Origin of the sequence: Streptomyces longispororuber, from assembly GCF_014656095.1 — a bacterium.
In the GTDB taxonomy this organism is placed as follows: domain Bacteria; phylum Actinomycetota; class Actinomycetes; order Streptomycetales; family Streptomycetaceae; genus Streptomyces; species Streptomyces longispororuber.
In genome coordinates this window covers 1-25,089 of the sequence record NZ_BNBT01000137.1, presented here as the reverse complement: position 1 = coordinate 25,089, position 25,089 = coordinate 1, and the positions used below count along the sequence as shown (strand labels likewise).

23 protein-coding genes and 1 pseudogene are annotated in these 25,089 nt (G+C 72.8%); 13 read left to right on the top strand and 11 right to left on the bottom strand.

The window, feature by feature from the left end:
* Positions 1–58: 58 nt before the first annotated feature.
* Positions 59–844, bottom strand: coding sequence for a glucosamine-6-phosphate deaminase (nagB, locus tag IE330_RS30340; protein WP_190139365.1), 786 nt, complete (start codon positions 842–844; stop codon positions 59–61).
* A gap of 567 nt (positions 845–1,411) precedes the next feature.
* On the opposite strand from nagB, the gene IE330_RS30335 reads away from it, so the two are divergent.
* Positions 1,412–2,482, top strand: coding sequence for an SIS domain-containing protein (locus IE330_RS30335; RefSeq protein ID WP_190139364.1), 1,071 nt, complete (start codon positions 1,412–1,414; stop codon positions 2,480–2,482).
* A 34-nt stretch (positions 2,483–2,516) separates the two neighbouring features.
* Here the strand turns inward: IE330_RS30335 and IE330_RS30330 are convergent, their stop codons facing one another.
* Entirely contained in the window at positions 2,517–3,281 is a 765-nt protein-coding gene (locus IE330_RS30330; RefSeq protein WP_229926033.1) for an SDR family oxidoreductase, read from the bottom strand.
* 320 nt (positions 3,282–3,601) lie between these two features.
* On the opposite strand from IE330_RS30330, the pseudogene IE330_RS30325 reads away from it, so the two are divergent.
* A pseudogene (locus IE330_RS30325) lies at positions 3,602–4,189 on the top strand (TetR/AcrR family transcriptional regulator); the annotation flags it as partial.
* A 617-nt stretch (positions 4,190–4,806) separates the two neighbouring features.
* Entirely contained in the window at positions 4,807–6,273 is a 1,467-nt protein-coding gene (locus IE330_RS30320) for a sensor histidine kinase (RefSeq protein ID WP_190139367.1), read from the top strand.
* Between the two features lie 315 nt (positions 6,274–6,588).
* Here IE330_RS30320 and IE330_RS30315 read toward each other — a convergent pair whose 3' ends face one another.
* Together IE330_RS30315 and IE330_RS30310 are read right to left on the bottom strand one after the other, a co-directional pair.
* Positions 6,589–6,846 (bottom strand): WhiB family transcriptional regulator, encoded by a 258-nt coding sequence (locus tag IE330_RS30315; RefSeq protein ID WP_016639615.1) that lies wholly within the window; start codon positions 6,844–6,846, stop codon positions 6,589–6,591.
* A gap of 320 nt (positions 6,847–7,166) precedes the next feature.
* Positions 7,167–8,135, bottom strand: a complete 969-nt coding sequence (locus IE330_RS30310; protein ID WP_190139362.1) for a diacylglycerol/lipid kinase family protein — start codon at positions 8,133–8,135, stop codon at positions 7,167–7,169.
* 269 nt (positions 8,136–8,404) lie between these two features.
* Between IE330_RS30310 and IE330_RS30305 the strand changes: the two genes are divergently transcribed.
* Positions 8,405–8,857 carry a hypothetical protein gene (locus IE330_RS30305; RefSeq protein ID WP_190139361.1) on the top strand — a complete coding sequence of 151 codons (453 nt, stop codon included), beginning with the start codon at positions 8,405–8,407 and terminating at the stop codon, positions 8,855–8,857.
* A gap of 28 nt (positions 8,858–8,885) precedes the next feature.
* On the opposite strand, the gene IE330_RS30300 is transcribed toward IE330_RS30305, so the two are convergent.
* From IE330_RS30300 to IE330_RS30290, 3 genes are all read right to left on the bottom strand, one after another.
* The gene (locus IE330_RS30300) at positions 8,886–10,058 is read right to left on the bottom strand and encodes an RNA polymerase sigma factor SigF (RefSeq protein ID WP_190139360.1); all 1,173 of its coding nucleotides are present in this window, start codon (positions 10,056–10,058) and stop codon (positions 8,886–8,888) included.
* Positions 10,055–10,468: an ATP-binding protein gene (locus IE330_RS30295; RefSeq protein ID WP_190139359.1), complete on the bottom strand. Its 414-nt coding sequence runs from the start codon at positions 10,466–10,468 to the stop codon at positions 10,055–10,057. The genes IE330_RS30300 and IE330_RS30295 overlap by 4 nt, the downstream gene beginning before the upstream one ends.
* Positions 10,469–10,712: 244 nt before the next feature.
* Positions 10,713–10,973 carry a UBP-type zinc finger domain-containing protein gene (locus tag IE330_RS30290; RefSeq protein WP_190139358.1) on the bottom strand — a complete coding sequence of 87 codons (261 nt, stop codon included), beginning with the start codon at positions 10,971–10,973 and terminating at the stop codon, positions 10,713–10,715.
* Positions 10,974–11,018: 45 nt separating this feature from the next.
* Here IE330_RS30290 and IE330_RS30285 point away from each other — a divergent pair, with 45 nt between their 5' ends.
* Positions 11,019–12,617, top strand: a complete 1,599-nt coding sequence (locus IE330_RS30285) for a Na+/H+ antiporter (protein WP_190139357.1) — start codon at positions 11,019–11,021, stop codon at positions 12,615–12,617.
* On the opposite strand, the gene IE330_RS30280 is transcribed toward IE330_RS30285, so the two are convergent.
* The 3 genes from IE330_RS30280 to IE330_RS30270 all read right to left on the bottom strand — a co-directional run bounded on the left by IE330_RS30280 (position 12,596) and on the right by IE330_RS30270 (position 14,825).
* Entirely contained in the window at positions 12,596–13,531 is a 936-nt protein-coding gene (locus tag IE330_RS30280; protein ID WP_190139356.1) for a 1-aminocyclopropane-1-carboxylate deaminase/D-cysteine desulfhydrase, read from the bottom strand. The two genes, IE330_RS30285 and IE330_RS30280, sit on opposite strands and share 22 nt — an antisense overlap.
* A 243-nt stretch (positions 13,532–13,774) precedes the next feature.
* A complete protein-coding gene (locus IE330_RS30275) occupies positions 13,775–14,365 on the bottom strand; it encodes an N-acetylmuramoyl-L-alanine amidase (protein ID WP_190139355.1) in 591 nt (196 codons plus the stop codon).
* Positions 14,366–14,591: 226 nt separating this feature from the next.
* Positions 14,592–14,825: a hypothetical protein gene (locus IE330_RS30270; RefSeq protein ID WP_190139354.1), complete on the bottom strand. Its 234-nt coding sequence runs from the start codon at positions 14,823–14,825 to the stop codon at positions 14,592–14,594.
* A gap of 602 nt (positions 14,826–15,427) precedes the next feature.
* Here IE330_RS30270 and IE330_RS30265 point away from each other — a divergent pair.
* The 5 genes from IE330_RS30265 to IE330_RS30245 all read left to right on the top strand — a co-directional run bounded on the left by IE330_RS30265 (position 15,428) and on the right by IE330_RS30245 (position 20,989).
* Positions 15,428–16,834, top strand: coding sequence for a family 2B encapsulin nanocompartment shell protein (locus IE330_RS30265; RefSeq protein WP_190139353.1), 1,407 nt, complete (start codon positions 15,428–15,430; stop codon positions 16,832–16,834).
* A gap of 126 nt (positions 16,835–16,960) precedes the next feature.
* On the top strand, positions 16,961–18,034 hold the full coding sequence (locus IE330_RS30260; RefSeq protein ID WP_190139352.1) for a polyprenyl synthetase family protein: 1,074 nt from the start codon (positions 16,961–16,963) through the stop codon (positions 18,032–18,034).
* A 520-nt stretch (positions 18,035–18,554) separates the two neighbouring features.
* Complete coding sequence (locus IE330_RS30255) at positions 18,555–19,163, top strand: GNAT family N-acetyltransferase (RefSeq protein ID WP_190139351.1); 609 nt, start codon at positions 18,555–18,557, stop codon at positions 19,161–19,163.
* Positions 19,164–19,364: 201 nt separating this feature from the next.
* A complete protein-coding gene (locus IE330_RS30250) occupies positions 19,365–19,961 on the top strand; it encodes a dihydrofolate reductase family protein (protein WP_190139350.1) in 597 nt (198 codons plus the stop codon).
* A 617-nt stretch (positions 19,962–20,578) separates the two neighbouring features.
* Positions 20,579–20,989 (top strand): hypothetical protein, encoded by a 411-nt coding sequence (locus IE330_RS30245; RefSeq protein ID WP_190139349.1) that lies wholly within the window; start codon positions 20,579–20,581, stop codon positions 20,987–20,989.
* A gap of 43 nt (positions 20,990–21,032) precedes the next feature.
* Here IE330_RS30245 and IE330_RS30240 read toward each other — a convergent pair whose 3' ends face one another.
* The gene (locus IE330_RS30240) at positions 21,033–21,719 is read right to left on the bottom strand and encodes a CGNR zinc finger domain-containing protein (RefSeq protein WP_190139348.1); all 687 of its coding nucleotides are present in this window, start codon (positions 21,717–21,719) and stop codon (positions 21,033–21,035) included.
* A 25-nt stretch (positions 21,720–21,744) separates the two neighbouring features.
* Between IE330_RS30240 and IE330_RS30235 the strand changes: the two genes are divergently transcribed.
* From IE330_RS30235 to IE330_RS30225, 3 genes are all read left to right on the top strand, one after another.
* Positions 21,745–22,749 (top strand): EamA family transporter, encoded by a 1,005-nt coding sequence (locus IE330_RS30235; protein WP_190139347.1) that lies wholly within the window; start codon positions 21,745–21,747, stop codon positions 22,747–22,749.
* A gap of 140 nt (positions 22,750–22,889) precedes the next feature.
* Positions 22,890–23,561 (top strand): HAD-IA family hydrolase, encoded by a 672-nt coding sequence (locus tag IE330_RS30230; RefSeq protein WP_373314757.1) that lies wholly within the window; start codon positions 22,890–22,892, stop codon positions 23,559–23,561.
* A 525-nt stretch (positions 23,562–24,086) separates the two neighbouring features.
* Positions 24,087–25,019 carry a sigma-70 family RNA polymerase sigma factor gene (locus IE330_RS30225; protein ID WP_190139346.1) on the top strand — a complete coding sequence of 311 codons (933 nt, stop codon included), beginning with the start codon at positions 24,087–24,089 and terminating at the stop codon, positions 25,017–25,019.
* The last annotated feature ends 70 nt before the right edge of the window (positions 25,020–25,089 follow it).

Here is a 25,089-nt window from a genome sequence, read left to right as displayed (position 1 = left end):
CGGGCCGCCCCCGCTGAGGGAGGCGGCCCGGCGCCGTCCGCGTGCCGGGGCCGGAGCTCTAGAGCCCCTGCCACTCCGGCTTGTTGGCGTAGGTGTGCCGGAAGTAGTCCGTCAGCTTCAGCTTGGACGCGGCGGCCTCGTCCACCACGACCGTGGCGTGCGGGTGGAGCTGGAGCGCCGAGGCGGGCACGATGGACGCCACCGGCCCCTCGACCGTCGCCGCCACGGCGTCCGCCTTGCCCTCGCCGGTCGCCAGCAGCACCAGGTGCCGCGCCTCCAGGATCGTGCCGATGCCCTGGGTGATGACGTGGTGCGGCACCTGCTCGATGTCGCCGTCGAAGAACCGCGCGTTGTCCACCCGGGTCTGCTCGGTCAGCGTCTTGATCCGCGTGCGCGAGGCCAGCGACGAGCACGGCTCGTTGAACCCGATGTGCCCGTCCGTGCCGATCCCGAGCAGTTGCAGGTCCACACCGCCCGCCTCGGCGAGGGCCCGGTCGTACGCCTCGCACGCGCCCTGCACGTCCTCGGCACTGCCGTCCGGCCCCATGAAGGCCGCCTCGCTCAGCCCGAGCGGCTCGACCACCTCCCGCAGCACCACCGAGCGGTATGACTCCGGGTGCCCTGCCGGCAGCCCGACGTACTCGTCGAGCTGGCAGATCCGCGCCCGCGACACATCCACGGCCCCGCCGCGGACCTTCGCCGCCAGGGCCTCGTAGACGGGCAGCGGCGTCGAACCGGTGGCGACACCGAGCAGGGCGTCAGGCTTACGACGCACCAGGGCGGCCATGGCCTCCGCGATGAGCTCGCCGCCTGCCTTGGCGTCCGGGACGATGACAACTTCCACGCTGGGCCTGCCGATCTGGAGAAGGAGGGACGATGGTGTGGTATAGACCAATCTAGCAGAGCTCACCCCCTCCAGCGCAGCCCTCGCCCCTGCGCACTTCCCTGGCCCACCGCCCGGAGGGCCCACCGCCTCGCGGGGTCCGGCGGTGGGTGGCGCCCCGGGCCCGGACCGGCGCGGCCTGGCCTGTGGGCGGGCAGCGGTGCCTGCTCGGCCTGGTCTGCGGGTGGTGGCGCCCTGCGCGGTCTGGCTTGCGGGTGGTGCGGCCGGGCTTTGCTGGCTGGGCCCCGTGGCGGGGCGGGCGTGCCCGGTCTGGCCCGCCGGTGGTGCGACCGGGCCCTGCCGGCCAGGCGTCGGGTGTGCTTGGCCTGATGGGTTGCGCTTACTTCGTAATGACCTGCGTGCCCGCGCCGGAGCCATGGAGCCGCCGGGGCTCTGGGAGGTCTGGAGGCCTGTGATGCCTAGGAGGCCCTGTGAAGCCCTGGGCCGTTCCGGGCAAGGGTCCTCAGGGCGGAACGGCTCAGGGCGGAGAAGGGGCGCTCCCGGGTGGGAGCGAGCACAGTGGTACGCATGACCGTGACCTCGTCCTCCCCGTACAGCGAGCAGCCCGGCCGCATCATGTCCCGGGAGATGGCCGAGCAGCCCGACGTGCTGCGGCGCATCCTGGAGACCGGCGCGCCTGAGATCCGGCGAACCGCCGAGCAGGTCGCGGCGCAGCGCCCCCGTTTCGTGCTGCTCACCGCCCGCGGCACCTCCGACAACGCCGCGCTCTACGCCAAGTACCTCCTCGAAGTCCGTCTCGGCCTGCCCTGCGGGCTGACCTCCATGTCCACGACGACGGCCTACGGCGCCAAGCCCGATCTGCGGGACGTCCTGGTCATCACCGTCAGCCAGTCCGGCGGCTCACCGGACCTGGTGGCCTCCACCCATGCCGCTCGCGAGGCCGGTGCCATCACCCTCGCCGTCACCAACAACCCGGACTCGCCCCTCGCCGCCGTCTCCGAGCACCACATCGACATCCTGGCGGGGCCCGAGAAGGCCCTCCCGGCGACGAAGACCTACACGGCGTCCCTGCTCGCGCTCCATCTCTTCATCGAGGGCCTGCGCGGAGGCGACGGTGCCGAGGCCCGTGGGCTGCCCGACCTCGCCGCCGGCCTGCTCGCCCGCCAGCCGGAGATCCGTACCCTCGCCGCGCGCTACCGCTTCGCGGAGCGCATGGTGATCACCTCCCGTGGTTACGGCTATCCCACCGCCAAGGAAGCCGCCCTCAAGCTGATGGAGACCAGCTACATCCCCGCCCTCGCCTACTCCGGCGCCGACCTGCTGCACGGTCCCCTCGCCATGGTCGACAACATCTCCCCGGTCATCGCGGTCGTGACGGACGGCAAGGGCGGCGCGGCGCTCCAGCCCGTCCTCGACCGCCTGCGCGGACGCGGCGCCGACCTGGTGGTCATCGGCCCCAAGGCCCAGGTGGAGCAGGCTTCCGCAGGGTTCGTGCTGCCCACGGAGAACGTGGCCGAGGAGCTCCAGCCGATCCTGGAGATCATTCCCCTCCAGCTCCTCGCCTACGAGGTCACCATCGCCCGAGGCCAGGACCCGGACGCGCCAAGAGCTCTCGCCAAGGTGACGGAGACCCGTTGAGCCGCCCCGGCGGCGCCCGGCACGCCTCGGCGCCTCAGGCCAGCGAACCGCCCGTCGCGTCGATCCACTGGCCCGTCACCCACCGTCCGTCCGGCGCGGCGAGGAACGCGACCACGTCGGCTATGTCCTCCACCGTGCCGACCCTGCCGAGGGCCGACATCGCCGCCGCGCCCTCCCGCGCTTCTCTGTTCTCCTCGCCGCGCAGCCACGCGGCGTTGACGTCCGTGTCCACGATGCCCGGGGCGACCGCGTTGACCGTGATGCCCCGGGGGCCGAGGACCTTCGACAGGTTCCGCGTGAAGACGTCCAGGGCGCCCTTCGTCATGGCGTAGGTCATGATGTCCGGCAGGACGGCGGCGTGGGAGACGCCGGACGAGATGTTGATGATCCGGCCACCGTCGCGCAGGCGCTCCAGGGCGAGCTGCGTGATGAAGTACGGCGCCTTCGCGTTCACCGCGAAGAGCCGGTCGAACTCCGCCTCGTCCGTGTCCGCGAACGGGCGCGACGTGCCGATGCCCGCGTTGTTCACCAGGATGTCCAAGCCGTCCGCGTGCGCGTCGAACGCCGACCACAGCGCTCGCGCGTCCCCGGGCCTCCCGAGCTCCGCGCCGATCGCGAACGCCGAACCCCCGGACCGCTCGATCGCCGCCACCGTCTCCTTCGCGGCCGCCTCATTGGTGCCGTAGTGCACGGCGACCAGAGCGCCGTCCCGGCCGAGGCGCTCGGCGATCCCCCGTCCGATGCCTCGGCTGCCGCCCGTGACCAGGGCGGTCTTGCCCGCCAATCGACCCGCGGACACCGCCGCCCCCGCCCTCGCGGCCCTCTCTGCTCTCCCCGTCCGGGCCCGCGCGCCGGCATCCGTACTCGAGCCGGCGTCCGTGCCCGCGTCCCTGCCCATGTCCGCGTCCGCGTCCGCGCGCATGCCCGCAGCCGTTTCCGTGTCCGCAGTTGTGTCCGTGTCCGTGCCCGTTTCCGGACTCGTCTCCGTCCGCGTCGCCGTCTTCTTCATCGCGCCCATGGCGAAGCCCCCACTCCCACATTCGTTCTCTAGCGGTCGCTACATAAAAACCGTACCCGACTCCCTCCCGCTTTTCTAGCGCCCGCTATAGAATTTTTCCCATGGCGACGAAACAGCGAGGCAGGCCCCGCTCCTTCGACCGCGAGACGGCCTTGGAGAAGGCTCTGCGCACGTTCTGGGAGCACGGGTACGAGACGACGTCCGTCTCCGACCTCACGCGTGAGCTCGGCATCGGCGCCCCGAGCCTCTACGCGGCCTTCGGTGACAAGCAGACCCTCTTCGGCGAGGTCCTGCAGCGGTACGCCGTCACGTACGGCGCCTTCGGCGGCCGCGCCCTCGACGAGGAGCCGACCGCCCGCGCCGGTGTCGAGCGCATGCTCCGTGAGGCCGCCGCCGCGTACACGGACCCGGCGCAACCCCACGGCTGCCTCGTCATCCACGCGGCGACCAACTGCGCGACACCCGAGGTCGAGCAGACCCTCCGCGAGCGGCGCAACGCGAACATCGCCTCCATGCGGAACCGCATAGAGGCCGACATCGCGCGGGGCGCGCTGCCCGCGGACACGGACGCGGCGGCCCTCGCCCGGTTCACGGGCGCGGTCCTGCAAGGCATGTCCCAGCAGTCGCGGGACGGCGCCGACCGCGAGGAGCTGGAGGCGATCGCCGAGCTGTCGATGCGCGCCTGGCCCACCGGGCCGGAGGGTCGGACCGCTGACACCGCTGACACCGCTGACACCGCTGACACCGCTGACCCGGCGAGCCGCGCCACCGACTCAGCGGCCCGAACCCCTGACGCCGCTGACCCGGCGAGCCACGCCGCCGACACCGCCTGACCAGCGGGCCGGACCACTGCCACCGCCCCAGGGGGCCAGGCCGCCGGCGCCGCGGAACTGGCGGCTCATGCCTCCCCTCCGGCACCGCCCACCCGGCGAAGCCGGGCCTCCAGCGCCGCCCGCACCGCCGAACCGGCCGTCTGAGCCGTCCGCGACCCCCGCAACAAACATCGCCCCACGCGTAGACAGGAAAGAATGGTCTAGTCCACAATCGGACGTAACGTAAAGCCCCGCTCTCCCCGCACAGGAGAGCGGACCGAGGAACCGGTGCTCTCTGCCCTGACCGCGCCGGGTTCTCCCGAATCGGCGGCCGGAACCGCACAGACCGGCTGCCGATGCACCAGAAGGGCTGCGGTGTTGGGGTCGGGTTGAGGGTCCCGCCCTGGCGCCGCGGCCCGACCGGTGCCCGAGGGCGGAAAGCGGCCACCGGGGCCCCGCGCGGTCCGCCAGGTACGCTCACACACGTGCCCTCCATGAACGACCTCGTACGTCAGCACACGGCCCTCGGCGACTCCGACCTCGAGTGGCTGCACCTGCTGGTCTCGGAGTGGCAACTGCTCTCCGACCTGTCCTTCGCCGACCTCGTCCTGTGGGTCCCCACGCGCGACGGCACCCGGTACGTCTCCGTGGCGCAGATGCGGCCCAACACCGGCCCCACCTCCTACCAGGACGACATGGTCGGTCACCTCGTCCCGCGCGGCCGCCGCCCCCTCCTGGACGCGGCGCTCGACGAGGGCCGCATCGTGCGCGAGGGCGATCCGGAGTGGCGCGAAGAGGTCCCGGTGCGCGTCGAGTCCATCCCCGTACGCAGGGAAGGGCGCGTCCTCGGAGTCATCGCCCGCAACACCAACCTCCTGACGGTGCGCACTCCCTCCCGCCTGGAGCTCACCTACCTGCAGTCGGCGTCCGACCTGGCCCAGATGATCGCGGCGGGCTCCTTCCCGTTCCCGGACCAGCAGGTCGACATGGACGCCTCCCCGCGCGTGGGGGACGGGCTGATCCGCCTCGACGCCGACGGCATCGTCCAGTACGCGTCGCCGAACGCCCTGTCCGCGTACCACCGCCTCGGTCTCGCCGCCGACCTCGTGGGCCATCACCTGGGCAAGGCCACCGCCGAACTGGCCCCGTCCAGAGGGCCGGTGGACGAAGCGCTGATCAAGCTCGCCAGCGGCTGGGCGCCCCGGGAGTTCGAGATCGAGGGCGGCGACGGCGTGATCCAGTTGCGCGCCATCCCGCTCAAGCCCAAAGGGCCGCGCATCGGTTCGCTGGTGCTCCTGCGCGACGTCACGGAACTGCGCCGCCGCGAGCGCGAGTTGATCACCAAGGACGCCACCATCCGGGAGATCCACCACCGGGTGAAGAACAACCTCCAGACGGTCGCCGCGCTGCTGCGCCTCCAGGCGCGCCGGATCGACTCCGTATCGGGCCGGGAGGCGCTGGAGGAGGCCGTCCGCCGGGTGGGCTCCATCGCCATCGTGCACGAGACGCTCTCGCAGAACCTGGACGAGCGCGTGGAGTTCGACGACATCGTCGACCGCGTGCTCGCGATGGTCGCGGAGATTTCACCCGGCAAGGTGACCGGCCGCCGCACGGGCCGCTTCGGCATCCTCGACGCCGAGGTCGCGACCCCGCTGTCGATGGTCCTCACCGAGATCCTGCAGAACGCCCTGGAGCACGGTTTCCGCGAGGGCGACACGGGCACCGTCGAGGTGTCCGCGCTGCGGGGCGGCACCACCAAGGAGGCCCGGCTGCTCATCACCGTCCAGGACGACGGCGTCGGGCTGCCCGAGGACTTCGACCCGCACCGCACCGGCAACCTGGGCCTGCAGATCGTCCGTACTCTCGTCGAGGGTGAGTTGGGCGGGACGTTCGACATGGTCCGCGCCCCGGAGCGCGGTACGCGCGTCGTCCTCGACATCCCGGTGCGCGTCGACAAATAGCCCGTCCGGGCGCCAGCGCCCACCGGCACCCACCGGCACCGACCGGCGCCCGGCGCGCTGGCTGTGCCCGCGACAGCGACCGGTACCCGACAGCGCCTGAACCTTGTAGACGCGTACAACCCCCTAGACACGTACCGGCCGGAGACAGCGAAAAGCCCCGGACCGGTTGGGTCCGGGGCTTCTCACTCACGTTGCGATGCGCACCGAGGGTACTGCGCGGCTGCGGCTCGGGGGCGGGGGTTGCGTACGCGCTGTCTACGGATCAATGCCGTCAGGCACACGCGCCGCCGGGCTCAGGCTCGTGGGGCGTGGGCGTCAGGCGCTGGCCTGGCGCGCCCGGTTGCGGGCGGCGCGGCGCTTCATCGCGCGGCGCTCGTCCTCGCTGAGGCCACCCCAGACGCCGGAGTCCTGACCGGACTCGAGCGCCCACTGCAGGCACTGCTCCATGACAGGGCAGCGACGGCAGACGGCCTTGGCTTCCTCGATCTGCAGCAGCGCAGGACCGGTGTTGCCGATGGGGAAGAACAGCTCGGGGTCTTCCTCGCGGCAAACGGCGTTGTGACGCCAGTCCATGGCTGCTACCTCTCCTTGGGTCTTACATGCAGGGTGCTTGTGAATGTGAACGCTTTCACGAATCCCTCCGCGCGGGAAGGGCCGACTCCCAGTTGCCTGGTGTGGACCTTGTGGTGAGAGGAGGGGTTCTGGCGACCTGTAGAGGCTGGTGTTGCGGGCCGTCCCGATCGCCATGTAGAGATTCGCAAACCTCGGCGGCGGATACAACCCCTTCCGGAAAGTTTTTTTTGATTCCTCGGTGTCGGCTGAGTCACAGCCGTACTTCCATGGGGTGGATCCTGGCCTAAACGTTCGAGTGAAAGGACTTTAGGCCCTTCCACTCACACAATCACACGCAGTGCACGGCGTACGCCTGTGAACGTCACGCTCGTCCGCAGTCCCAGGTGGTCGCCGTCCATCTGCAGAGGCAGGGGCACCTTCGAATGCAAGGTGAAGTCGGTCAGATCGTGCAACGAGACAGCGTTCTTCCCGTGGGGCCCTCGCTCGGGGGTCGAACGCAGCAGTTGAGTGCCGTACCGGGCCACCGAAGCCGTGGAAAGACGCTTCAGACCCAGGACGTCGAGACCCGTTTCGAACGACGCCTTCGGGGACGCGTACAGGGGGCGATTGCCCAGGTAGGACCAGGGGGAGGTGTTGCAGACTATGGACATCACGAGGTCCGTGACCGGCTCCTCGCCCGCCCGCTCCAGGGTGATCGACCCGTGCCGGCGGTCGCTCTCGCCGAGGAACTGGCGTACCACCTGGCGCACGTAAAGGGCGTGCGTCGACTTCTTGCCTCGTTCCCGGTGCTGCTCGACCCGGCCGACCACGCCCGCGTCGAACCCGAGCCCGGCCGCGAACGTGAACCAGCGCGGGGGGACCGCCTCGTCTTCCGTACCCGGAGTCCCGGAGACACGGCCGAGGCTCACCGTGCGTCCGCTTCCCTCACGCAGCGCGTCCAGGATGGCGCCGGTCGCCTCCACGGCGTCGTTCGGCAGGCCCAGGGCGCGCGCGAACACGTTCGTCGAGCCACCGGGGACGACGGCCAGGCGGGGCAGCTCCTCCGGAGAGGGGCCGTTGTGCAGGAGACCGTTGGCGACCTCGTTGACCGTGCCGTCGCCGCCCAGGGCGACGACCAGCTCGATGTCGTCGCTCTCCGCCGCCTGCCGGCCCAGGTCGCGGGCGTGACCGCGGTACTCCGTGGTCACCGCTTCGAGCTTCATCTCGCTCGCCAGCGCGTGGATCAGTACGTCACGCGTGCGCGCACTGGTGGTAGTAGCCGCCGGGTTGACCACGAGGAGTGCACGCATGCGCAGCAGACTACCTAGCCGTCGTGGCCGGGCCCAGACCGAGGTCTCGCCCGGGCGTCACGCGCTGTGTCCGGGTGGAGCCTCGCCGTGCCCGGGTGTTCCGCCGCGGTGGCCGGACCGGCGGCTCCGCCGCGTACGCACCCGTACGCATAGCCCCCGTACGCGTACGGGGGCCAGGGCTTCGCCCCGGACGACCCCCGGGCTCTGTCCCGGACAGGCCCCGGGCACCGTCGTGCCGGGACCCCGGACCCCGCGGCTACCCTCGAAGTGTGAGCACTGAGCCGAAGACCACCCCCGAAGCCCCGGAAAAGGGACCGCGTCCCGGGCGCCTGACGGCCGCCGCGGCGCTCGCCGCGCTGGAGGGCCTCGCCCTCGTCGTCGGCGGTGCGTACATGCTCGTGATGGGCCTCGCGGGCGACCCCGACAACCCGCGCCAGGCCACCACCGGCGGCGTCACGCTGATCGTCCTCGCGCTGCTGCCGCTGCTGGCCGCCCGAGGGCTGCTGCGGCAGCGCCGGTGGGCCCGCGGGCCCGCGATCATCACGCAGATCATGGCGCTGCCGGTGGCCTGGCAGCTCCTCCAGGCCGACAGCGCAATGATCCCGGGCGGCATCGCCCTCGCGGCCGTCGCCGTGGCCACCCTCGTGCTGCTGGTGCACCCCGCGACGACCGAGGCGCTCGGCATCGGGTCCCCCGGTGCCGTACAGGGGGACGGCGAATAGCGGCGGACTGCCGGGACGCCCGGGGCCGTCACTCCTCGACGAGGAGCTTCTCCCGGAGCTGCGCCAGCGTGCGTGCGAGCAGCCGGGAGACGTGCATCTGGGAGATGCCGACCTCCTGGGCGATCTGCGACTGGGTCATGTTGCCGAAGAAGCGCAGCAGCAGGATGCGCTTCTCTCGCGGCGGCAGGTCCTCCAGGAGCGGCTTGAGGGACTCGCGGTACTCGACGCCCTCCAGGGCCTCGTCCTCGGCTCCCAGGGTGTCGGCGACGGCCGGGGACTCGTCGTCGGTGTCCGGGACGTCCAGGGACAGCGTGGAGTACGCGTTGGCCGACTCCAGGCCCTCCAGGACCTCCTCCTCGGAGATCGACAGCTTCTCGGCGAGCTCGTGCACGGTGGGGGAGCGGCCGTGGAGCTGGGACAGCTCGGCGGTCGCCGTCGTCAGGGCCAGGCGCAGCTCCTGAAGGCGCCGCGGCACCCGTACCGCCCAGCCCTTGTCGCGGAAGTGGCGCTTGATCTCGCCGACGACCGTCGGGGTGGCGTACGTGGAGAACTCCACGCCCCGGTCCGGGTCGAACCGGTCCACGGACTTGATCAGCCCGATCGTGGCCACCTGGGTGAGGTCGTCCAGCGGCTCGCCGCGGTTGCGGAAGCGGCGGGCCAGGTGCTCCACGAGCGGCAGGTGCATCCGGACGAGCTGGTTGCGCAGCTCCGCGTACTCCGGGCTGCCGTCCTGCAGCGCGCGCAGCTCGACGAACATCGCTCGCGCGCCGCTGCGGTCCTGTGGATCGTGCCGGCTGTGCTGCTCGTGCTCGCTCATCGTCCCGCCCGTCACCAGCCGCCGCCCTTCAGGGGCCCTGCCCCCAGCGCTGGACACCCGGGGGGACCCCCTGCGTGCGGCGCCTGCTTGGTCCTGTCGCCCTCCGCCCGGGCCGGACAGCTCGTCGCGCCCGTCCTCGGCGGTCGGCTCTGCCTCAACTGGGATCGGTGCCCTCTCGGCCACCGGCGGACCCGACTGCTCCGGGTCCTGTGGGTGCGGCCTGGCCTGCTCGGGGATGCCTCCGGGGACAGGCCCCGGCTCCGCCGGGCCGCGGCCCGTGGCCGGGCGCGTACCGCCCCTGCCGCGGGCGGGCAGACCGTGTGTGCTGTGTTTGCCGCGTGCTCCGCGCTCTTCGTCCCGCACCGGCCCGTCCCCGTCCCTCACGCCGGCCCGGGACCCGCGCCGCGCTTCTTGTAGAGGCTGATCGAAACGGTTTTGTCGTCTCCGACCGAGGAGTCGACCATGCCCGCGAGGGCCGACAGCACAGTCCAGGCGAAGGTGTCCCGCTCCGGGGCACGCCCGTCGGTGGTGGGCGCCGAAACGGTCACCTCCAACGAGTCGTCGACGAGCCGGAAGACGCAGCGGAGCACGGAGCCGGGCACGGCCTGCTGGAGCAGGATCGCGCAGGCCTCGTCGACCGCGATGCGGAGGTCCTCGATCTCGTCCAGGGTGAAGTCCAAGCGCGCCGCGAGGCCGGCCGTGGCCGTACGCAGCACCGACAGGTAGGCACCCGCAGCCGGAAGGCGGACCTCCACGAAGTCCTGATTTCCGGGCTCGCCTGCGATCTGGGACACCCTCACCTCCAAGGTGGTACAAGCACTTTCGGGGCTCCGGAACCGCTCCTGGGCGGCCCGGACTGCGTCACTCGGGTAACGCACCTCGTCTTTCAGCGGTGACGCTACCGCGCTGCTCAGTTCCGTGTCCCAGGGACCCCGCCCCGTTGCTGTCACTCATAGTAAGCCTACGGGTACGGACAGTGGCTAGGGGTTACGCGGGCCCAATTGGAAAGAACGAGCGTCGGGTTGACGTACCCAGGCCTCAGACGATCGAACCGTCGACGAAGCACCAACGCCAGCTTTCCCCCGGCTCGAAGGTGCGCATCACCGCGTGCCCGGTCTCCTTGAAGTGTCCCGTCGCGTGCTGGAACGGCGACGAGTCGCAGCACCCGACGTGTCCGCACACCAGGCAGAGCCGGAGCTGTACGGGGTGGCTGCCGGCGGCGAGGCACTCCGGGCACGTTTCGCTCAGCGGCGCGGGCTCGGGGTGGGGCAGCGCGCTGACGTGCGGACACTCGTTCATGATGGCCAGGTTACGACGGTCGAGCGGTGGGTGGAGGGCCTTGCCATGGACGTACTGCCCCTGGTGGCGCTGATCGCGGCGAGCGCCGCCGTCGCCGGTGCCGCGCGGCGCACCCCGGTGCCCGCGCCCCTCCTGCTGGTGGGCGCGGGACTGATCGCCGCGTACGTCCCCGGGGTGCCGGACTACCACCTCGACCCCCATGTCGTGCTGCCCCTGGTGCTGCCGCCGCTGCTCCACACGGCCGCCCTGGAGAGCTCGTATCTGGACCTGCGGGCCAACGTACGGCCCGTCGCGCTCCTGTCGGTCGGTTACGTTCTGTTCGCAACGGTGGTCGTCGGCTGGCTCGCGTATCTGCTGATCCCCGATCTTCCGTTGACCGCGGCGCTCGTCCTGGGGGCGGTGATCGCGCCGCCGGACGCCGTCGCCGCCACCGCCGTGGCGCGCCGTGTGGGGCTGCCGTCCCGCATCACCACGATCCTCCAGGGCGAGTCCCTGGTGAACGACGCGACCGCGATCACCGCCTACAAGGTGGCCCTCGCCGCGGCCGTCGGCGAGGGCGCGAGCTGGGCGGGCGGCATCGGCGAGTTCCTGGTGGCGGCGCTCGGCGGCATCGGGGTCGGCCTGCTCCTCATGGTGCCGATCCACTGGCTGCGCACCCGTCTGAAGGAAGCGCTCCTGCAGAACACGCTCTCACTGCTGATCCCCTTCGTGGCGTACGCCGTCGCGGAACAGGTGCACGCCTCCGGGGTGCTCGCGGTGGTCGTGGTGGCCCTCTACCTGGGGCACCGCTCCTGGCAGGTCGACTTCGAGACGCGGCTCCAGGAGGCCGCGGTGTGGCGGGTCGTCGGCTTCCTCCTGGAGTCCGCGGTGTTCGCCCTGATCGGGCTCCAGCTCCCCGTCGTCCTGGAGGACCTCGGCGAGTACAGCGTGGGACAGGCCGTCTGGTACGCGCTGGCGGTCTTCGTCCTGGTCGTGGTGGTGCGGTTCGTGTGGTCCTACCCGGCGACGTACGTGCCGCGTCTGCTGTCGGCGCGGATCAGGGAGCGCGAGAGCGACACGGACTGGCGGCGGCCGCTCGTCGTGAGCTGGGCGGGCATGCGGGGCGTCGTGTCGCTGGCCATCGCCTTCTCCATCCCGCTCGCCCTGGACGACGGGGCTCCCTTCCCGGCCCGCAACCTGGTGCTGTTCCTGACCTTCACGACCGTCATCGGCACCCTGGTGGTGCAGGGGCTCTCGCTGCCCTGGCTCATCCGGGTCCTCCGGCTGCCCGGTCCCGACGCGCGGCAGCAGACGCTCGCCGAGGCGCAGGCGCAGAACGCCGCCTCGCAGGCCGCCGAGGCCCGCCTGGACGAGTTGATGGCGGACGAGCGCAACTGTCTGCCAGGGCCCCTCCAGGACCGGCTGCGCACGGTTCTGGAGCGCCGCCGCAACTCCGTGTGGGAGCGGCTCGGCCAGCCGAACCCGGTGACCGGCGAGTCCGCCGACGACACCTACCGCAGGCTCACGCGCGAGGCCATCGCCGCGGAGCGCGAGGTGTTCGTACGGCTGCGGGACGAGCGCCGCATCGACGACGAGCTGCTGCGGACGCTGCTGCGGAAGCTGGACCTGGAGGAGGCCGCGGCCTACCGGGAGGTCGAGGAGTGAGCCGGCCCCGGGGCGGGCGGCATGCCGGTGACCACGGCTGTGACGGTGGTCCCGGGGGCGAAGGCGCCCTCTACGGAGAGGGCCGTCAGCGCGTGCAGCAGCTTCGCCACGTAGATCCGCTCCACGGGGATGCCGTGCCGGTCCTCGAAGTCGTCGGCGAAGACGGTGAGCTCGTCGGTGGTGCGGGCGTAGCCGCCGCAGTGGAAGCGGTCGTCCAGGCTCCAGTTGGCGGTGGGCGAGCCGAGGGCGGTGTGCTGGAGCCGGCGTATCTCCTCGCCGAGGAAGCCGCCCTTGAGCACGGGTATGCCGAGCGCGCGCTGGCCCGGGGCGAGGCCCGCGGCCAGGCCCGCGAGGGTGCCGCCGGTGCCGCAGGCCACGGCGGCGACATCGGTGCGCTCGCGCAGCTCCTCGCCCAGGGCCGCGCAGCCGCGCACGGCGAGGGCGTTGCTGCCGCCCTCGGGGATGACGTACGCCTCCTGGGCTGCGGTGTCGCACTGGAGGGCGGCCAGGACGGCGGGGTCGTGCTTGCGGCGGTAGGTCGACCTGTCGACGAAGTGCAGCCGCATGCCGTCGGCCTCGCACCGGGCCAGTGACGGGTTGAGGGGCCGTCCGGCGAGTTCGTCGCCGCGCACGATGCCGACGGTGGCGAAACCGAGGAGGCGGCCGGCGGCCGCGGTGGCCCGCAGGTGGTTGGAGTAGGCACCGCCGAAGGTCAGCAGGGTGTCGTGGCCCGACGCCCGCGCCCGCTCCAGGTTCAGGACGAGCTTGCGGTACTTGTTGCCCGGCAGCGCCGGGTGGATCAGGTCGTCGCGCTTGAGGAGGAGGCGGACGCCGTGCGCCGAGAAGCGCGGGTCCGCGACCGGCTGGAGGGGCGTGGGGAGCCGGGGGACGAGGGCGGGCGGGGTGCGGGACACCCCGCCATTGTCCTCCTCGGGGGTAGCTCCAGCGGTTCCCGTCCCGCGGCGAGGACGGCGTCAGCCGCTTGTGATCCGTGCCGGGCGGGCGTCCCGGCCGCCCGCGTCCCCGCGAGGGCCACGCCGACCGCCGGCGTCGTGCCGAGCGGTCACACCGGCCGTTCACGGTCGTGCCGGGCGCTCACGCCAGGCGCCGGCGTCCCTGTGAGACGGTCGCGCGGCCGCTCGTGGGCCGCCGTGCGGCTACTTCAGCCGCTCGTGGACGCGGTCCCGCATGGCGTTCATCGTGAAGCCCTTGGGGTCTATCTTCCCGGGCTGCCACTCCAGGTGGCCGATGACCGAGCGGGCCGTCCACTCGTGGTGGCGGCAGACCGCCGCGGAGACCCTCGCGATGGCGTCCATCTGGGCGGGTGTCCAGGGGTCCTCACCGTCGCCGAGGTTCTCGCACTCGAAACCGTAGAAGTGGCGGTTGCCGTCGGTGTTGGCCTCGTTGTCCGGCGGCAGGGCCTTCTCGGCGATGACGGCGCGCAGCACGTCGTCGTCGCCGAGGCCCGCGTGGTTGGCGCGGCCGTAGCCGACCAGGTGGACACGGCCGTCCTTGGTGATGACACCGTGGCACAGCGGACCGGGCAGGCCTTGGTAGCCCTCGCGGCAGATGCGCACGGTCTTCTCGGCGCCGGACGTCACCGTGTGGTGGATCATCACGCCGTGGACGGGGCCCCAGGGCCCTTTGTGGTTGCGATTGTGAGTGCGCCAGTCTCCGACTTCGACAATCGTGACGCCTTCGTCCTGTAACACGTCCAGGAATCTGTTCGCGGACATGGGTGGGGCCATGGCCGCCTCCTTCGGGGCGCGACGGCCGCCGGTCGCGAGCCGCCTCGTACGGTGGTTGATACCGGAAACACAAGGGCGTGAACCATGTGTCCGGCGGCCGTTCGGGCCCCTGTGCGAGCTGTTCCGGTCAGCCCCGTGAGGGCGGTCCGAAGGGGTGCTCCACAGGGGTGGCCGATCCCGGAGGGGTGGTCCCGAAGGTGCTGGAGCGGCGTGTGGCCGGCGCGGCTCAGCCCCGCAGGAAGCCGTCGCCGTGCGTCGCGATGTGGGCCTCCAGGGCGGAGAGTGCCTGCTGCGTGGCGTCGGGGGTGCCGCTGCCGCGGCGCTCGGCGTAATACGCCGCGCCGAGCTGTTTCAGCAGGTCGTTGCCCGCGCGCTGCGCCTGGACCTCGTCCAGCTTCTGCTTGCCCTGGTTGAGACCCTGCTGCACTTGCTCTCGTGCGCGGTCGAGGAAGCCTGCCATGTCGCTTTCTCCTGACGGTTGGTGCGGATGGTGCACGCGCCGCGTTCGAGTACTCCAACGTGCGCGCGGATCTTGCGGTTCCCGCAGGCCGCACCGGTGCGGCCCGCGAGCGTGTCGGACGGGACCCCGGGGCGCGGTGATGTCAACAGCGCACCCCGGTGGGTTGGCCGGAATTGCTTGCCTCATTTGCTCCAGGGAGCGGCATCCGGCTCGTGCGGCCACGCACTGTCCACTGCTCCCAGTCCTCCCGGTCCGCCCAGCGCTCCATCGGTCCCCGCCCGTACGCGGGAGCCTCGACGGCACCCACCGGTCCCCGGGGGTGCTCGTCCACCGAGCGCATCAGGGACCTGCCACGGGCACATCCGGAGGCGAGCCGAACGAGTGGTGCGCCCCGCGCGTCGAGAGTTCTCGGGGCCTGATGCCGGAGCTTTACGCGCCGTGAACCGACTTTGGACGAACGTACGAGGGAACGGGCCTGGTAGCGGCAGTCCTGCCCCGTACGCCCTGATCCATTCCCGCTCATTTGTGTAATGGCGCCCGTACACACCGTGCTGGAAGGGTGGCGAACGCAGCTCGGCAGATGATCTGGGAGGGCGTTGTCCATGTCGGTAGGCGAAGAGACCCGTACGGACGAAGGCAGGCCGCGGCAGAGCCTCGGGACCTCTGCCGCGCGGAACCTGGCCACCACCACCAAGTCCGTGCCGCAGATGCAGGAGATCAGCTCCCGCTGGCTGCTGCGCATGCTGCCCTGGGTGCAGGTGCAGGGTGGTACGTACCGGGTGAACCGCAGGCTGAGCTACTCGGTCGGCGACGGGCGCGTCACGTTCGTGAAGACCGGGGACCGCGTCGAGGTCATCCCCGCCGAGCTCGGCGAGCTGCCGGTGCTGCGGGACTTCGAGGACCAGGAGGTCCTGGAGGAGCTGGCGCGGCGGTGCCAGCAGCGCGAGTTCGACGCGGGTTCGGTGCTGGTGTCCTTCGGCAGCCCCGCGGACGAGGTGTTCCTGCTCGCCCACGGCCGCGCCGAGCAGATCGGCACCGGCCCCTACGGCGACGACACGGTCCTCGGCACCCACGCCGACGGCGCGTACTTCGGCGAGCAGGCCCTGATCGACCCGGACACCATCTGGGAGTACAGCGTCCGCGCGGTGACCGCGTGCACGGTCCTCACGCTGGCGCGCCAGGACCTGGAGCAGGTCGCGGAGCGCTCGGATTCCCTGCGCGCCCACCTCCAGAGCCTGCGGTCCATCCCGTCCCAGCGCACCAACGACTACGGAGAGGCGGCCATCGACCTCTCCGCGGGCCACAGCGGCGAACCGGTGCTCCCCGGGACGTACGTGGATTACGAGGCGAGGCCGCGCGAGTACGAACTGAGCGTCGCCCAGACCGTGCTGCGCATCCACACGCGCGTGGCGGACCTCTACAACCAGCCGATGAACCAGACCGAGCAGCAACTGCGGCTCACGGTCGAGGCGTTGAAGGAACGCCAGGAGCACGAGCTCATCAACAACCGCGAGTTCGGCCTGCTCCACAACTGCGAGTACGACCAGCGGCTCCAGCCGCACGACGGCGTGCCGAGCCCGGACGACCTGGACGAGCTGCTCAGCCGCCGGCGCGGCTCGAAGCTGTTCCTCGCCCACCCGCGCGCGATCGCCGCGTTCGGCCGCGAGTGCAACAAGCGCGGGCTCGTCCCGGAGACCGTCGACGTGTCCGGCCACCGCATCCCCACCTGGCGCGGCGTGCCGATCTTCCCGTGCAACAAGATCCCGGTGAGCGACACGCGCACCACCTCGATCATCTGCATGCGTACCGGTGAGGAGGAGCAGGGCGTCGTCGGGCTGCACCAGGCGGGCATCCCGGACGAGATCGAGCCGAGCCTCTCCGTGCGCTTCATGGGCATCAGTGAGCAGGCGATCATCTCGTACCTGGTGTCGACGTACTACTCGGCCGCCGTCCTGGTCCCGGACGCGCTCGGGGTCCTCGAGAACGTCGAGATCGGCCGCTGGAGGTGAGGCGCCGCCCGTGTCCGTGGCCCCGGCGCCGCCCGTGCCCCTTGCAGCGGCGCCGGACGCCCCTGTGCCGTACGCGCCCGGGCGCCGAGGACCGGCCGCCGTCCGCCTCCACGCCGGAGTGAGTCCATGACGGACACCGCGGACGTGACGGAACGCGCACGGGCGCCCGGGGGCCACGATCCCCCGGAGGGGCACGAGGCCGCCGAGATGCTGGCATCGGCACGCCGCCGCGTCGGCCCGGAGCTGCGCACGGCCGTCGCGTCGCTGCCGGAGGCGTTACGCCGCGTCGCGCTCCCGAGCCTCGGCTGGGGGCACGCGGACGGCACGCCCACCCTCGGCGGGGCGGGCGCGGCGGCCGGGCCCGCGCTCGTGCTGGCCGCGGTGCGGGCGCTCGGCGGCGACCCGGGTGCCGCCGCGCGGGCGGCCGCCGCCGTGGAGCTGACGCACGGCCGCACCCGGCTCCACGACGGCGTCCTGGACCGGGCCACCGCACGCGGGGGCCGACCGGGCGACGCGGTGCCCGGCGAGGTCGACGTGATCCTCGCGGGGGACGCCCTCCAGGCCGTGGCGCAGCGGCTCCTGGCCGAGGATCCGCACCCGGGGGCCCCGGCTGCCGCCGTCCGCCTGGCCGCCTGCGTCGTCGAGCTGTGCGCGGCACGGCACGCGGAGCGCGTCCTGGAGGGGCGCCGTTGCGCCGAGGTCTCGGCGGCGGAGTGGATCGCGGTGGCGGAGGCCGGGGCGGGGGCGCTTCTCGGTTGCGCGTGCGCGATCGGCGCCGTGTACGCGGGCGCGGGGCCGGAGGTGGCCGACGCGCTCGACGGGTTCGGGCGGCAGGCCGGACTCGCGTTCCGCCTCATCGACGACGTGATCGGGATCTGGGGGGATCCCGCACGGACCGGTGGGCCCGCGCGGGCGGTCCTGGCGGCGCCCAGGAAGCCGCTGCCGGTGGTCGCCGCGCTGGCCTCCGGCACGCCGGACGGAGCGGCGCTGGTCGGGCTGTACGACCGCGGGCCCGGCGAGCGCGACCCGGAGCGGGTGGCCCGCGCGGTGGAGCGGGCCGGCGGACGGGACTGGGCGCAGACACAGGCGGCCGACCGCATGTCCCGGGCGCTGGGAGAGCTCGCCCGCGCGGTACCGGACCCGGAGCGGGCGGGAGGGCTGCTGGCGCTCGTGGAGTTCCTGACGCGCCGGCCCTGCTGACGCCTGCCGACAACCGGCCCGAGGGGGGTGCCGGATGTGCGGGGTGCGTGTGAGGGGTGGGCGTCCGCGGGTGGGTGGAGTCGGGTGGGTGGAGACGGGTGGGGACGGGGGCTGGGTCGGCCATGCGCGCGGCGATGGCAGGCGGTCCGGTACGTACGCGGTGACGGGCGGCCTCGCCCGTCACCGTGGGGCCGCAGCCGCAGCCGCAGCCGCTGCTGCCGCCGTCGTCGTCGTACGGGCACCCCCACGGCAGGGGGGTGCCCGGGCGCCTCCGTTCGTGCCAGGTGCCCCGCCGCCCTCACGTGCGTACCGGCTGCCGCCCGGACTGATGCGTACCGGATGCCGCCCGCCACCGCGTGCGTACGTACGGCACGCGGCCGAAACTCGCGCGCACACGCGTCACGCCGTCGCCCCGCATACGCGCGCCCGCCACACCGTCGCCCCGTGCGAAACGATCACCTAGGCTGCAAACGGCAGTGACGGGGGAGGAGTTCGGGGTTCACGGAGAAGGGGTGGGGACATGGGTGTGGTGGTGCGGAGAGCTACCGAGGGGGACAGGGCGGACATCGTTCGCCTGATGGACGAGGCGTTCCGGCGGGACCCGGTGAGCAGTTGGGTGTTCCCGGACGAGGACCGGCGCGAGCGTCGGCACGGTGCGCTGATGAGCGCCTTCCTCGACCTCGCGTTCGCGGAGGGGTACGTGGACATCGCCGAGGACGGTTCGGCGGTGGCGCTGTGGTGGTCGGTGCCCGCGGGCGCGGGGCACGAGGATGCCGGTTCCGCGGCGGACGGGCCCGCCCAACTGCGCGAGGCCGTCGACCCGGACAACGAACGGGTGGAGGTCATCGGCCAGTTGACGTCCGGCATCCACCCGACGGACCGGGCGCACCAGTATCTGCACATGATCGCCGTACGGCCCGAGCGGCAGGGCCAGGGGATCGGCACGGCGCTCATCACCTCCGTCCTCGACCGGTGCGACCGCGAGGGGCTGCACGCCTACCTGGAGGCGAGCAGCCCCCGCAGCCGTGAGCTGTATCTGCGCCTCGGGTTCGCCGACCTGGGGCAAGCCCTGGCCCTGCCGGACGGGCCGACGATGTGGCCCATGTGGCGCGAGCCGCGACTTTTCTGAGCCTGGCAAACCTTCCGACCTGCGAAAACACGCGAGTGAGGGAAACAGGGCGCCGTAACCTTGAAACCACTGCGGATGGAGCACTATAAATGCAGTACTTCATCCGGCGTGCTCGCGTGCTGACGGTGCTCGCAGCGCTCGTGTGCGTGCGGCGCGGGTGTGTGCCGGATGCCTGTGGACAGCAGTGAAAAAGGGGACACATTGCGCAAGCTCACGTACTTCGTCGCCGTTTCGATCGACGGGTTCATCGGGGACCCGAGCGGCGACGCCACCTCCTACATGCGGTTCGTGGACGACGAGTTCCTGGCGTTCCTCAAGGCGGAGTACCCGGAGACGCTTCCCGCCGCCGGGCGCCGGGCTCTCGGCTTCGACGACCTGCCGAACCAGAAGTTCGACACCGTCATCCAAGGCATGAACAGCTACCGGCTCGGCCTGGACGAGGGGATCACGAGCCCGTACGCCCACCTCCGGGAGTACGTCGCCACGCGCAGCCTCGGCACCGCGCCCGACCCGAACGTCCAGCTCATCGCGGACGACCTCGTCGGCAAGGTGCGCGAGCTCAAGGCGGAGGACAGCCCGCTGGACATCTGGCTGTGCGGGGGCGCCCAGGTCGCGGGCCAGCTACGCGACGAGGTCGACGAGCTCGTGGTCAAGACCTACCCGGTGCTGCTCGGCTCCGGTATGCCGATGTTCGCGGGCGTGGAGCCCGCCGTCAGCGACTTCGCGCTGACGTCGTCGCGGGTCTTCGGCAACGGTCTCGTCGTACGCCATTACGTGCGGCAGTCCGCAAACGGGTGACCGCCAGGCTGTGCGGCCCCCTCGTATCGCCATACCCTGGGTGTATGGGCAGTGAAGAAGGCCGGTTCGCTTCCCGTTCGCAGGACGGACACACGTGCCCGAGCTGCGGACGTCCGGTCGCTACGGCCGTCAAACGACGCAAGGTGCTGGGAGCGTACGTCCCCGTCTGGGGCCCCGCTCCCTGCCACAACCCCGCCTGTGACGCGCGCGCCACCGAGGAACCCGAGGAGGTCAGGGTCCGGCGTGCCCGCAGGAGCAGGCGCCGCGGGGCCCACCAGAAGGGCCGTCCGCCGACGGCCGGACCGGCGCCGGCCGACACGAAGTCCGTGACGGACGTCCAGCCGGACCCCGGCGCCTGACCGCGGGCGGGCACCGGCCCGGCGCCGATTGTCAGTGGGTGCCGATATGGTCCCCGACATGAAGGCGACGTGGGGGACGCAGTGGGCCGCCGCACCGGCGGCCGTCGCGGTGGCAGTGCTCAGGAAGCACTCCAGGGGGCGCCTGATCACACGGGAAGAGGACCACGTGCTGTACGGCGGGGCGCTCGCGGAGGGGGCTTCAAGGTCAAGGGTCGTACCGTGCCGAAAGGCGGCTGCCACTTCAGGAGCTCCCGTCGGTTGCGCGCCGACGTCAAGGACGAACAGCACATGAATGGCTACGTCATGGAGCGCCGCGCCGCCCTCGACGAGGCCGTCGCGAAGAACCCGCGGATGCGCCGTGCACTGGACACGTGGGCGGACTGTGTCGTCGAGAAGGGCTTCAAGCGGTACGCGAGCCCGGAGGCGGCCTTCCGGGACAAGGCCTGGGGGCGCGGCGGCGACGGCCGGACCACGCGTACGCGCCGCGAGCGGGACACCGCCGTGGCCGACATCGAGTGCAAGCGCGAGCACAACACGGCAGGCGTGTGGTGGGCCATCGCCGCCGAGAAGCAGCGGCGTGACATATCCCGGCGCCAGGCCTCCTACGACGCCGTGCGCGCGGACCTGGACCGGGTGCGGGCGGCGGTGCGCCGGGCGCTCGGCGAGTAGCTGGGGCCGCTCCGGGCCGCCCGTCGGCAGGCGGTCGTGTGCCTCAGCCGGGTCGGCGGGTGGCCCGGTGCCGGGCCACCGCGTCGTTGTTGGCGCAGCGCACCGAGCAGTACGCGCGCCGGCCCGCGCGGGAGGTGTCCACGAAGACGCGACCGCAGGGCGTACGGGCGCAGCGGCCCAGGCGGCGCGCGTCGGCGTGGCACACGATGGAGGCGAGCCCGGCCGCCGTCAGGGCCCGGACGTGGGCGGCCGCGTCGGAGCCGGGCGCGCTGTAGTGGAAGTGCGGGGTGCCGTCGTGCAGGGCGATACGGGGGCGGCTGGACGCCTCGTCGAGCAGGGCGTTGAGGCGCGCGCAGCGCTCCGCGAGGTCCTGCGGGCCGAAGCAGGGGGCGAGGCGGTGGGCCCAGGCGCGGACGTCCCGCTGCTGGGCCGGGGTGAGGGCGTGGTCCACGATGCCGCGGGCGGCGAGCAGGGCAGACGGGTCGGACGGGCCTGTCCGCTGTTCCGGACCTGTCTGTTGTTGCGGCCCTGTCTGTCGTCCGGGGTCTGGCCGCTGCTCCGCGTCCGGCCCTTGCCCCGTGTCCGTCTCCTGTTCCGTATGCAGCTCCTGCCCCGTGTCCGACTGCTGCTTCGTGCCTGGGGCCCGGTTGGGGCCAGGCTCCCGCGCGTACGCGTTCACCAGGTCCGCGGCGAGCAGGGCCGCCTCGCCCCCGTAATGGTTGAATTGCATAAGGGCATGACATCACGCTGGGCCCATGGGGAACACACGCGCCGCGCGCGGCGCCCTCGTCATGGTGTTCGCGCAGGTCGTCAGCCTCCAGGCCGGTGCCGCGGTCGCCAAGGGCGCCTACGCGCACGTCAGCCCGACCGCTCTCGCCGGGATGCGCCTCGGCTTCGCGGCGCTCGTGCTGTGGTGCGTGGTGCGGCCGCGGCTCGCGCTGCTCACGGCCGCGCGGTGGCGGGCCGCCGCCGGGTTCGGCGTGGTGCTCGCCGCCATGAACACGGCCTACTTCCAGGCCATCGGCCACCTGCCGCTGGGGGTCGCCGCCACCCTGGAACTCCTCGGGCCGCTCACGCTCGCCCTCGCGCTGTCCCGCAGCCTCGCGCAGCTCTGCGCCGGGCTGCTCGCCCTCGCCGGGGTGCTGCTGCTCGCCGCGCCGGGCGGGGCGCTGCCGGTCGCGGGCCTGGTGTCCGGCGCGCTCGCCGCGGTCTGCCGGGCCGCGTACGTGGTGCTCAACCGCCGTGTGGGGCGGCTCTTCCCGGACTGGTCCGGGCTCACCGTGGCGCTCGCCGTCGGGGCGCTGCTGCTCGTACCGGCCGGGGCGGTGACCGACGGCGCGGCCGTCGCCCGGCACCCGGGCGTCCTCGGTACCGGCCTCCTTGTCGCGCTCCTCTCGTCCCTGATCCCGTACTGCCTGGACCTGCTCGCGCTTCGCCGCGTGGGCGTCCGGGCCTTCGGGGTCCTGCTGGCGCTCGGGCCCGCGGTGGGCGCGGCGGTCGGCTTCGCGGCACTGGGGGAGCGGTTGAGCGGGGCGCAGTGCGGAGCGGTGGGGCTCGTGGTGGCGGCGTGCGCGTGGGCGGTGTGGTCGGGAAGCGGTGGCTCCGCCCCGGGCCCGGCCGACCGCCCGGCGGAGCAGGGCCATGCTGCCGGTCCGGCGGGGGAGGGCCCTGCCGGTCCGGCGGGGGAGGGCCCTGCCGGTCCCCGGGGGTGCCGTGTGCATGATGGGCCCATGACCCGAACCCGAGGTTCCGCCCGGTGACCGACGCGCCTCTGACCCCGGAGCTGCCTTCGGTGACCGACACATCCCCGGCGCCAGAGGTGCCCTCGGTGACCGGCACACCCCCGGCCACGGAGCTGCCCCCGGTGACCGAGGCGCCCCTGACCCCGGCCCGCCCTCCGGTGGCCGACGCACCCCCGCGCCCCCTGCGCGGCGCGGGTCCCGTCCCGGCCGCGCGTCCGCGTCCCTTCGACGCCGTCCTCACCGATCTCGACGGCGTCATCCGCTTCTACGACATGTCCCGGCTCACCGCACTGGAGCGCGCGGCCGGGCTGCCCGAGGGGGCCACCGCCGAGATCGCCTTCGCGCCGGAGACCGACCTGCCGCTGATGCTGGGCCGGATCGGCAAGGAGGAGTGGGTGGCGGCGATCGCCTCCGGGCTCGCCGAACACCGGCGGCTCGACCCGGCGCGCGGCCGTGAACTCGGGCTCGCGCTCGCCGAGTCGGGGTTCCGGGCGGACGGGACGGTCGTCGAGCTGCTGGGCCGCGCCCGGGCGCACGTACCGGTGTCGATCGTCACCAACGCCACGCCGTGGCTGGACGACGACCTGGCGCGGCTCGGCCTCACCGGCCTCGTGGACGACGTGGTCGGCAGCGCCGCGCTCGGCCTGGTCAAGCCCGACCGCCGTATCTACGAGCTGGCCGCCGAACGCGTGGGCGCGGCCGTCAGCCGCTGTCTGTTCGTGGACGACCGCCAGGAGAACGTGGACGCGGCGGTCGCCCTCGGCATGACGGGCGTGCTGTACCGGCGGCCGGACGACCTGCGCGCGGCCTTGGCACCGCTGTTCGCCTGACGCTCGGGGAAGCCCGTCTCGCTCCTACGCCCGCCCGCCCGCGCGGGCACGGGGCGCCTGGCCCTCGCCCTCCCCGGCGCGATCGCCCTCCCCGGCGCGGCTGCCCTCGCGCGCAGGGGCCGCCCCCGGCACCTCGCGCACAGGGGCGGCCCGGCCCCCACCCCGTGTCCCGCTTCCACCCCCGTCCGGCCGTCACCAGGCCTGCTCTCCCTGACCCACAGCCCCCAGGGGGCCGCCGCCCGCGCTGCCCGCCCCGACCGGGGGGACGGGAGCGGGAGGTGCGCCCGGAGGCCCGAAAGAATTCCGCGTGCGCTCGATCATGTGTCCGTCCGTCCTCCGAGCCGCCGTCGCGCCCGTCCTCCAGGTCCCTGCCGGTCAGGGATCGATGGCCCCAGTCGCGCAGGGGCCGATACCGTGGGCGTACCGCTGCGTGATCTTCTGTTCGACACCGCCGCGAGGCGGTCGGCGCGCCGTTGTCCCCGGCGCGTCACTGCTGTGACGGATCGCGACGAAGGAATGTGACACATGGACGGAAGGCAGCTTCTTGCGGAGCGCTTCGAGGAGCACCGGCCGCACCTGAGGGCGGTCGCCTACCGCATGCTCGGGTCCCTGAGCGAGGCCGAGGACGCCGTTCAGGAGACCTGGCTCAAGCTCAGCCGCTCCGACACCGACGGCGTGCGGAACCTGGGCGGCTGGCTGACGACCGTCACCGGCCGCGTCTGCCTGGACCTGCTGCGCTCGCGTCGGCAGCGCGGCGAGCTCTCCCTCGACGTACCCGAGACGTACGTGCCCGACCCGCGGATCAGCCCCCTGCCGGGCCGCGGGGAGGCGGCGGACCCGGAGGAGGAGGCGCTGCGCGCCGACTCGGTGGGGCTCGCGATGCTGGTGGTGCTCGACACGCTGAGCCCCGCCGAACGGCTCGCGTTCGTCCTGCACGACATGTTCGCCGTGCCGTTCGAGGACATCGCGCCCATCGTGGAGCGGGCCCCGGCCGCGACCCGGCAGCTCGCGAGCCGCGCCCGCCGCCGGGTGCGGGAGGCGGCGCCCGCACCCGACCCGGACCGGGCCAAGCAGCGCGAGGTCGTCGAGGCGTTCCTCGCGGCGGCGCGCGGCGGCGACTTCGACGCGCTGCTCGAACTCCTCGACCCGGACGTGGTGCTGCGGGCGGACGGCGGCGACGCCACCGGCCTGTCCAGGATCGTGCGCGGGTCCCAGGCCGTCGTGGCGGGGGCGCGCTCCTTCGCCACGGTCGCGCTGTCGACGCACCTGGTGCTGGTCAACGGCCGCGTGGGCCAGCTCTCGGTCCTCGACGGGAAGCCGTTCTCCGTCGGCGAGTTCACCGTGCGCGACGGCCGGATCGTCGAGGTCACCATCCTGGCGGACCGGGACCGGCTCGCCGCGCTCGTGGACGCCTCGACGATCGCGGCCGTCACGGGCGGCAGCGAGCCGACCGGCTGACCGGGCCGGACCGAGAGCGCCCGCCGCCCCGGCCCCGCCGCCCCGCGCCCCCGGTCCCCGGCCGCGTCCC

Excerpts from the sequence above, each read along its gene's own strand:
- IE330_RS30335 (WP_190139364.1), top strand. The coding sequence starts at position 1,412 with ATGACCGTGACCTCGTCCTCCCCGTACAGCGAGCAGCCCGGCCGCATC.
- IE330_RS30320 (WP_190139367.1), top strand. The coding sequence starts at position 4,807 with ATGAACGACCTCGTACGTCAGCACACGGCCCTCGGCGACTCCGACCTC.
- IE330_RS30315 (WP_016639615.1), bottom strand. The coding sequence starts at position 6,846 with ATGGACTGGCGTCACAACGCCGTTTGCCGCGAGGAAGACCCCGAGCTG.
- IE330_RS30310 (WP_190139362.1), bottom strand. The coding sequence starts at position 8,135 with ATGCGTGCACTCCTCGTGGTCAACCCGGCGGCTACTACCACCAGTGCG.
- IE330_RS30290 (WP_190139358.1), bottom strand. The coding sequence starts at position 10,973 with ATGAACGAGTGTCCGCACGTCAGCGCGCTGCCCCACCCCGAGCCCGCG.
- IE330_RS30285 (WP_190139357.1), top strand. The coding sequence starts at position 11,019 with ATGGACGTACTGCCCCTGGTGGCGCTGATCGCGGCGAGCGCCGCCGTC.
- IE330_RS30275 (WP_190139355.1), bottom strand. The coding sequence starts at position 14,365 with ATGGCCCCACCCATGTCCGCGAACAGATTCCTGGACGTGTTACAGGAC.
- IE330_RS30270 (WP_190139354.1), bottom strand. The coding sequence starts at position 14,825 with ATGGCAGGCTTCCTCGACCGCGCACGAGAGCAAGTGCAGCAGGGTCTC.
- IE330_RS30265 (WP_190139353.1), top strand. The coding sequence starts at position 15,428 with ATGTCGGTAGGCGAAGAGACCCGTACGGACGAAGGCAGGCCGCGGCAG.
- IE330_RS30260 (WP_190139352.1), top strand. The coding sequence starts at position 16,961 with ATGACGGACACCGCGGACGTGACGGAACGCGCACGGGCGCCCGGGGGC.
- IE330_RS30255 (WP_190139351.1), top strand. The coding sequence starts at position 18,555 with ATGGGTGTGGTGGTGCGGAGAGCTACCGAGGGGGACAGGGCGGACATC.
- IE330_RS30240 (WP_190139348.1), bottom strand. The coding sequence starts at position 21,719 with ATGCAATTCAACCATTACGGGGGCGAGGCGGCCCTGCTCGCCGCGGAC.
- IE330_RS30235 (WP_190139347.1), top strand. The coding sequence starts at position 21,745 with ATGGGGAACACACGCGCCGCGCGCGGCGCCCTCGTCATGGTGTTCGCG.
- IE330_RS30225 (WP_190139346.1), top strand. The coding sequence starts at position 24,087 with ATGGACGGAAGGCAGCTTCTTGCGGAGCGCTTCGAGGAGCACCGGCCG.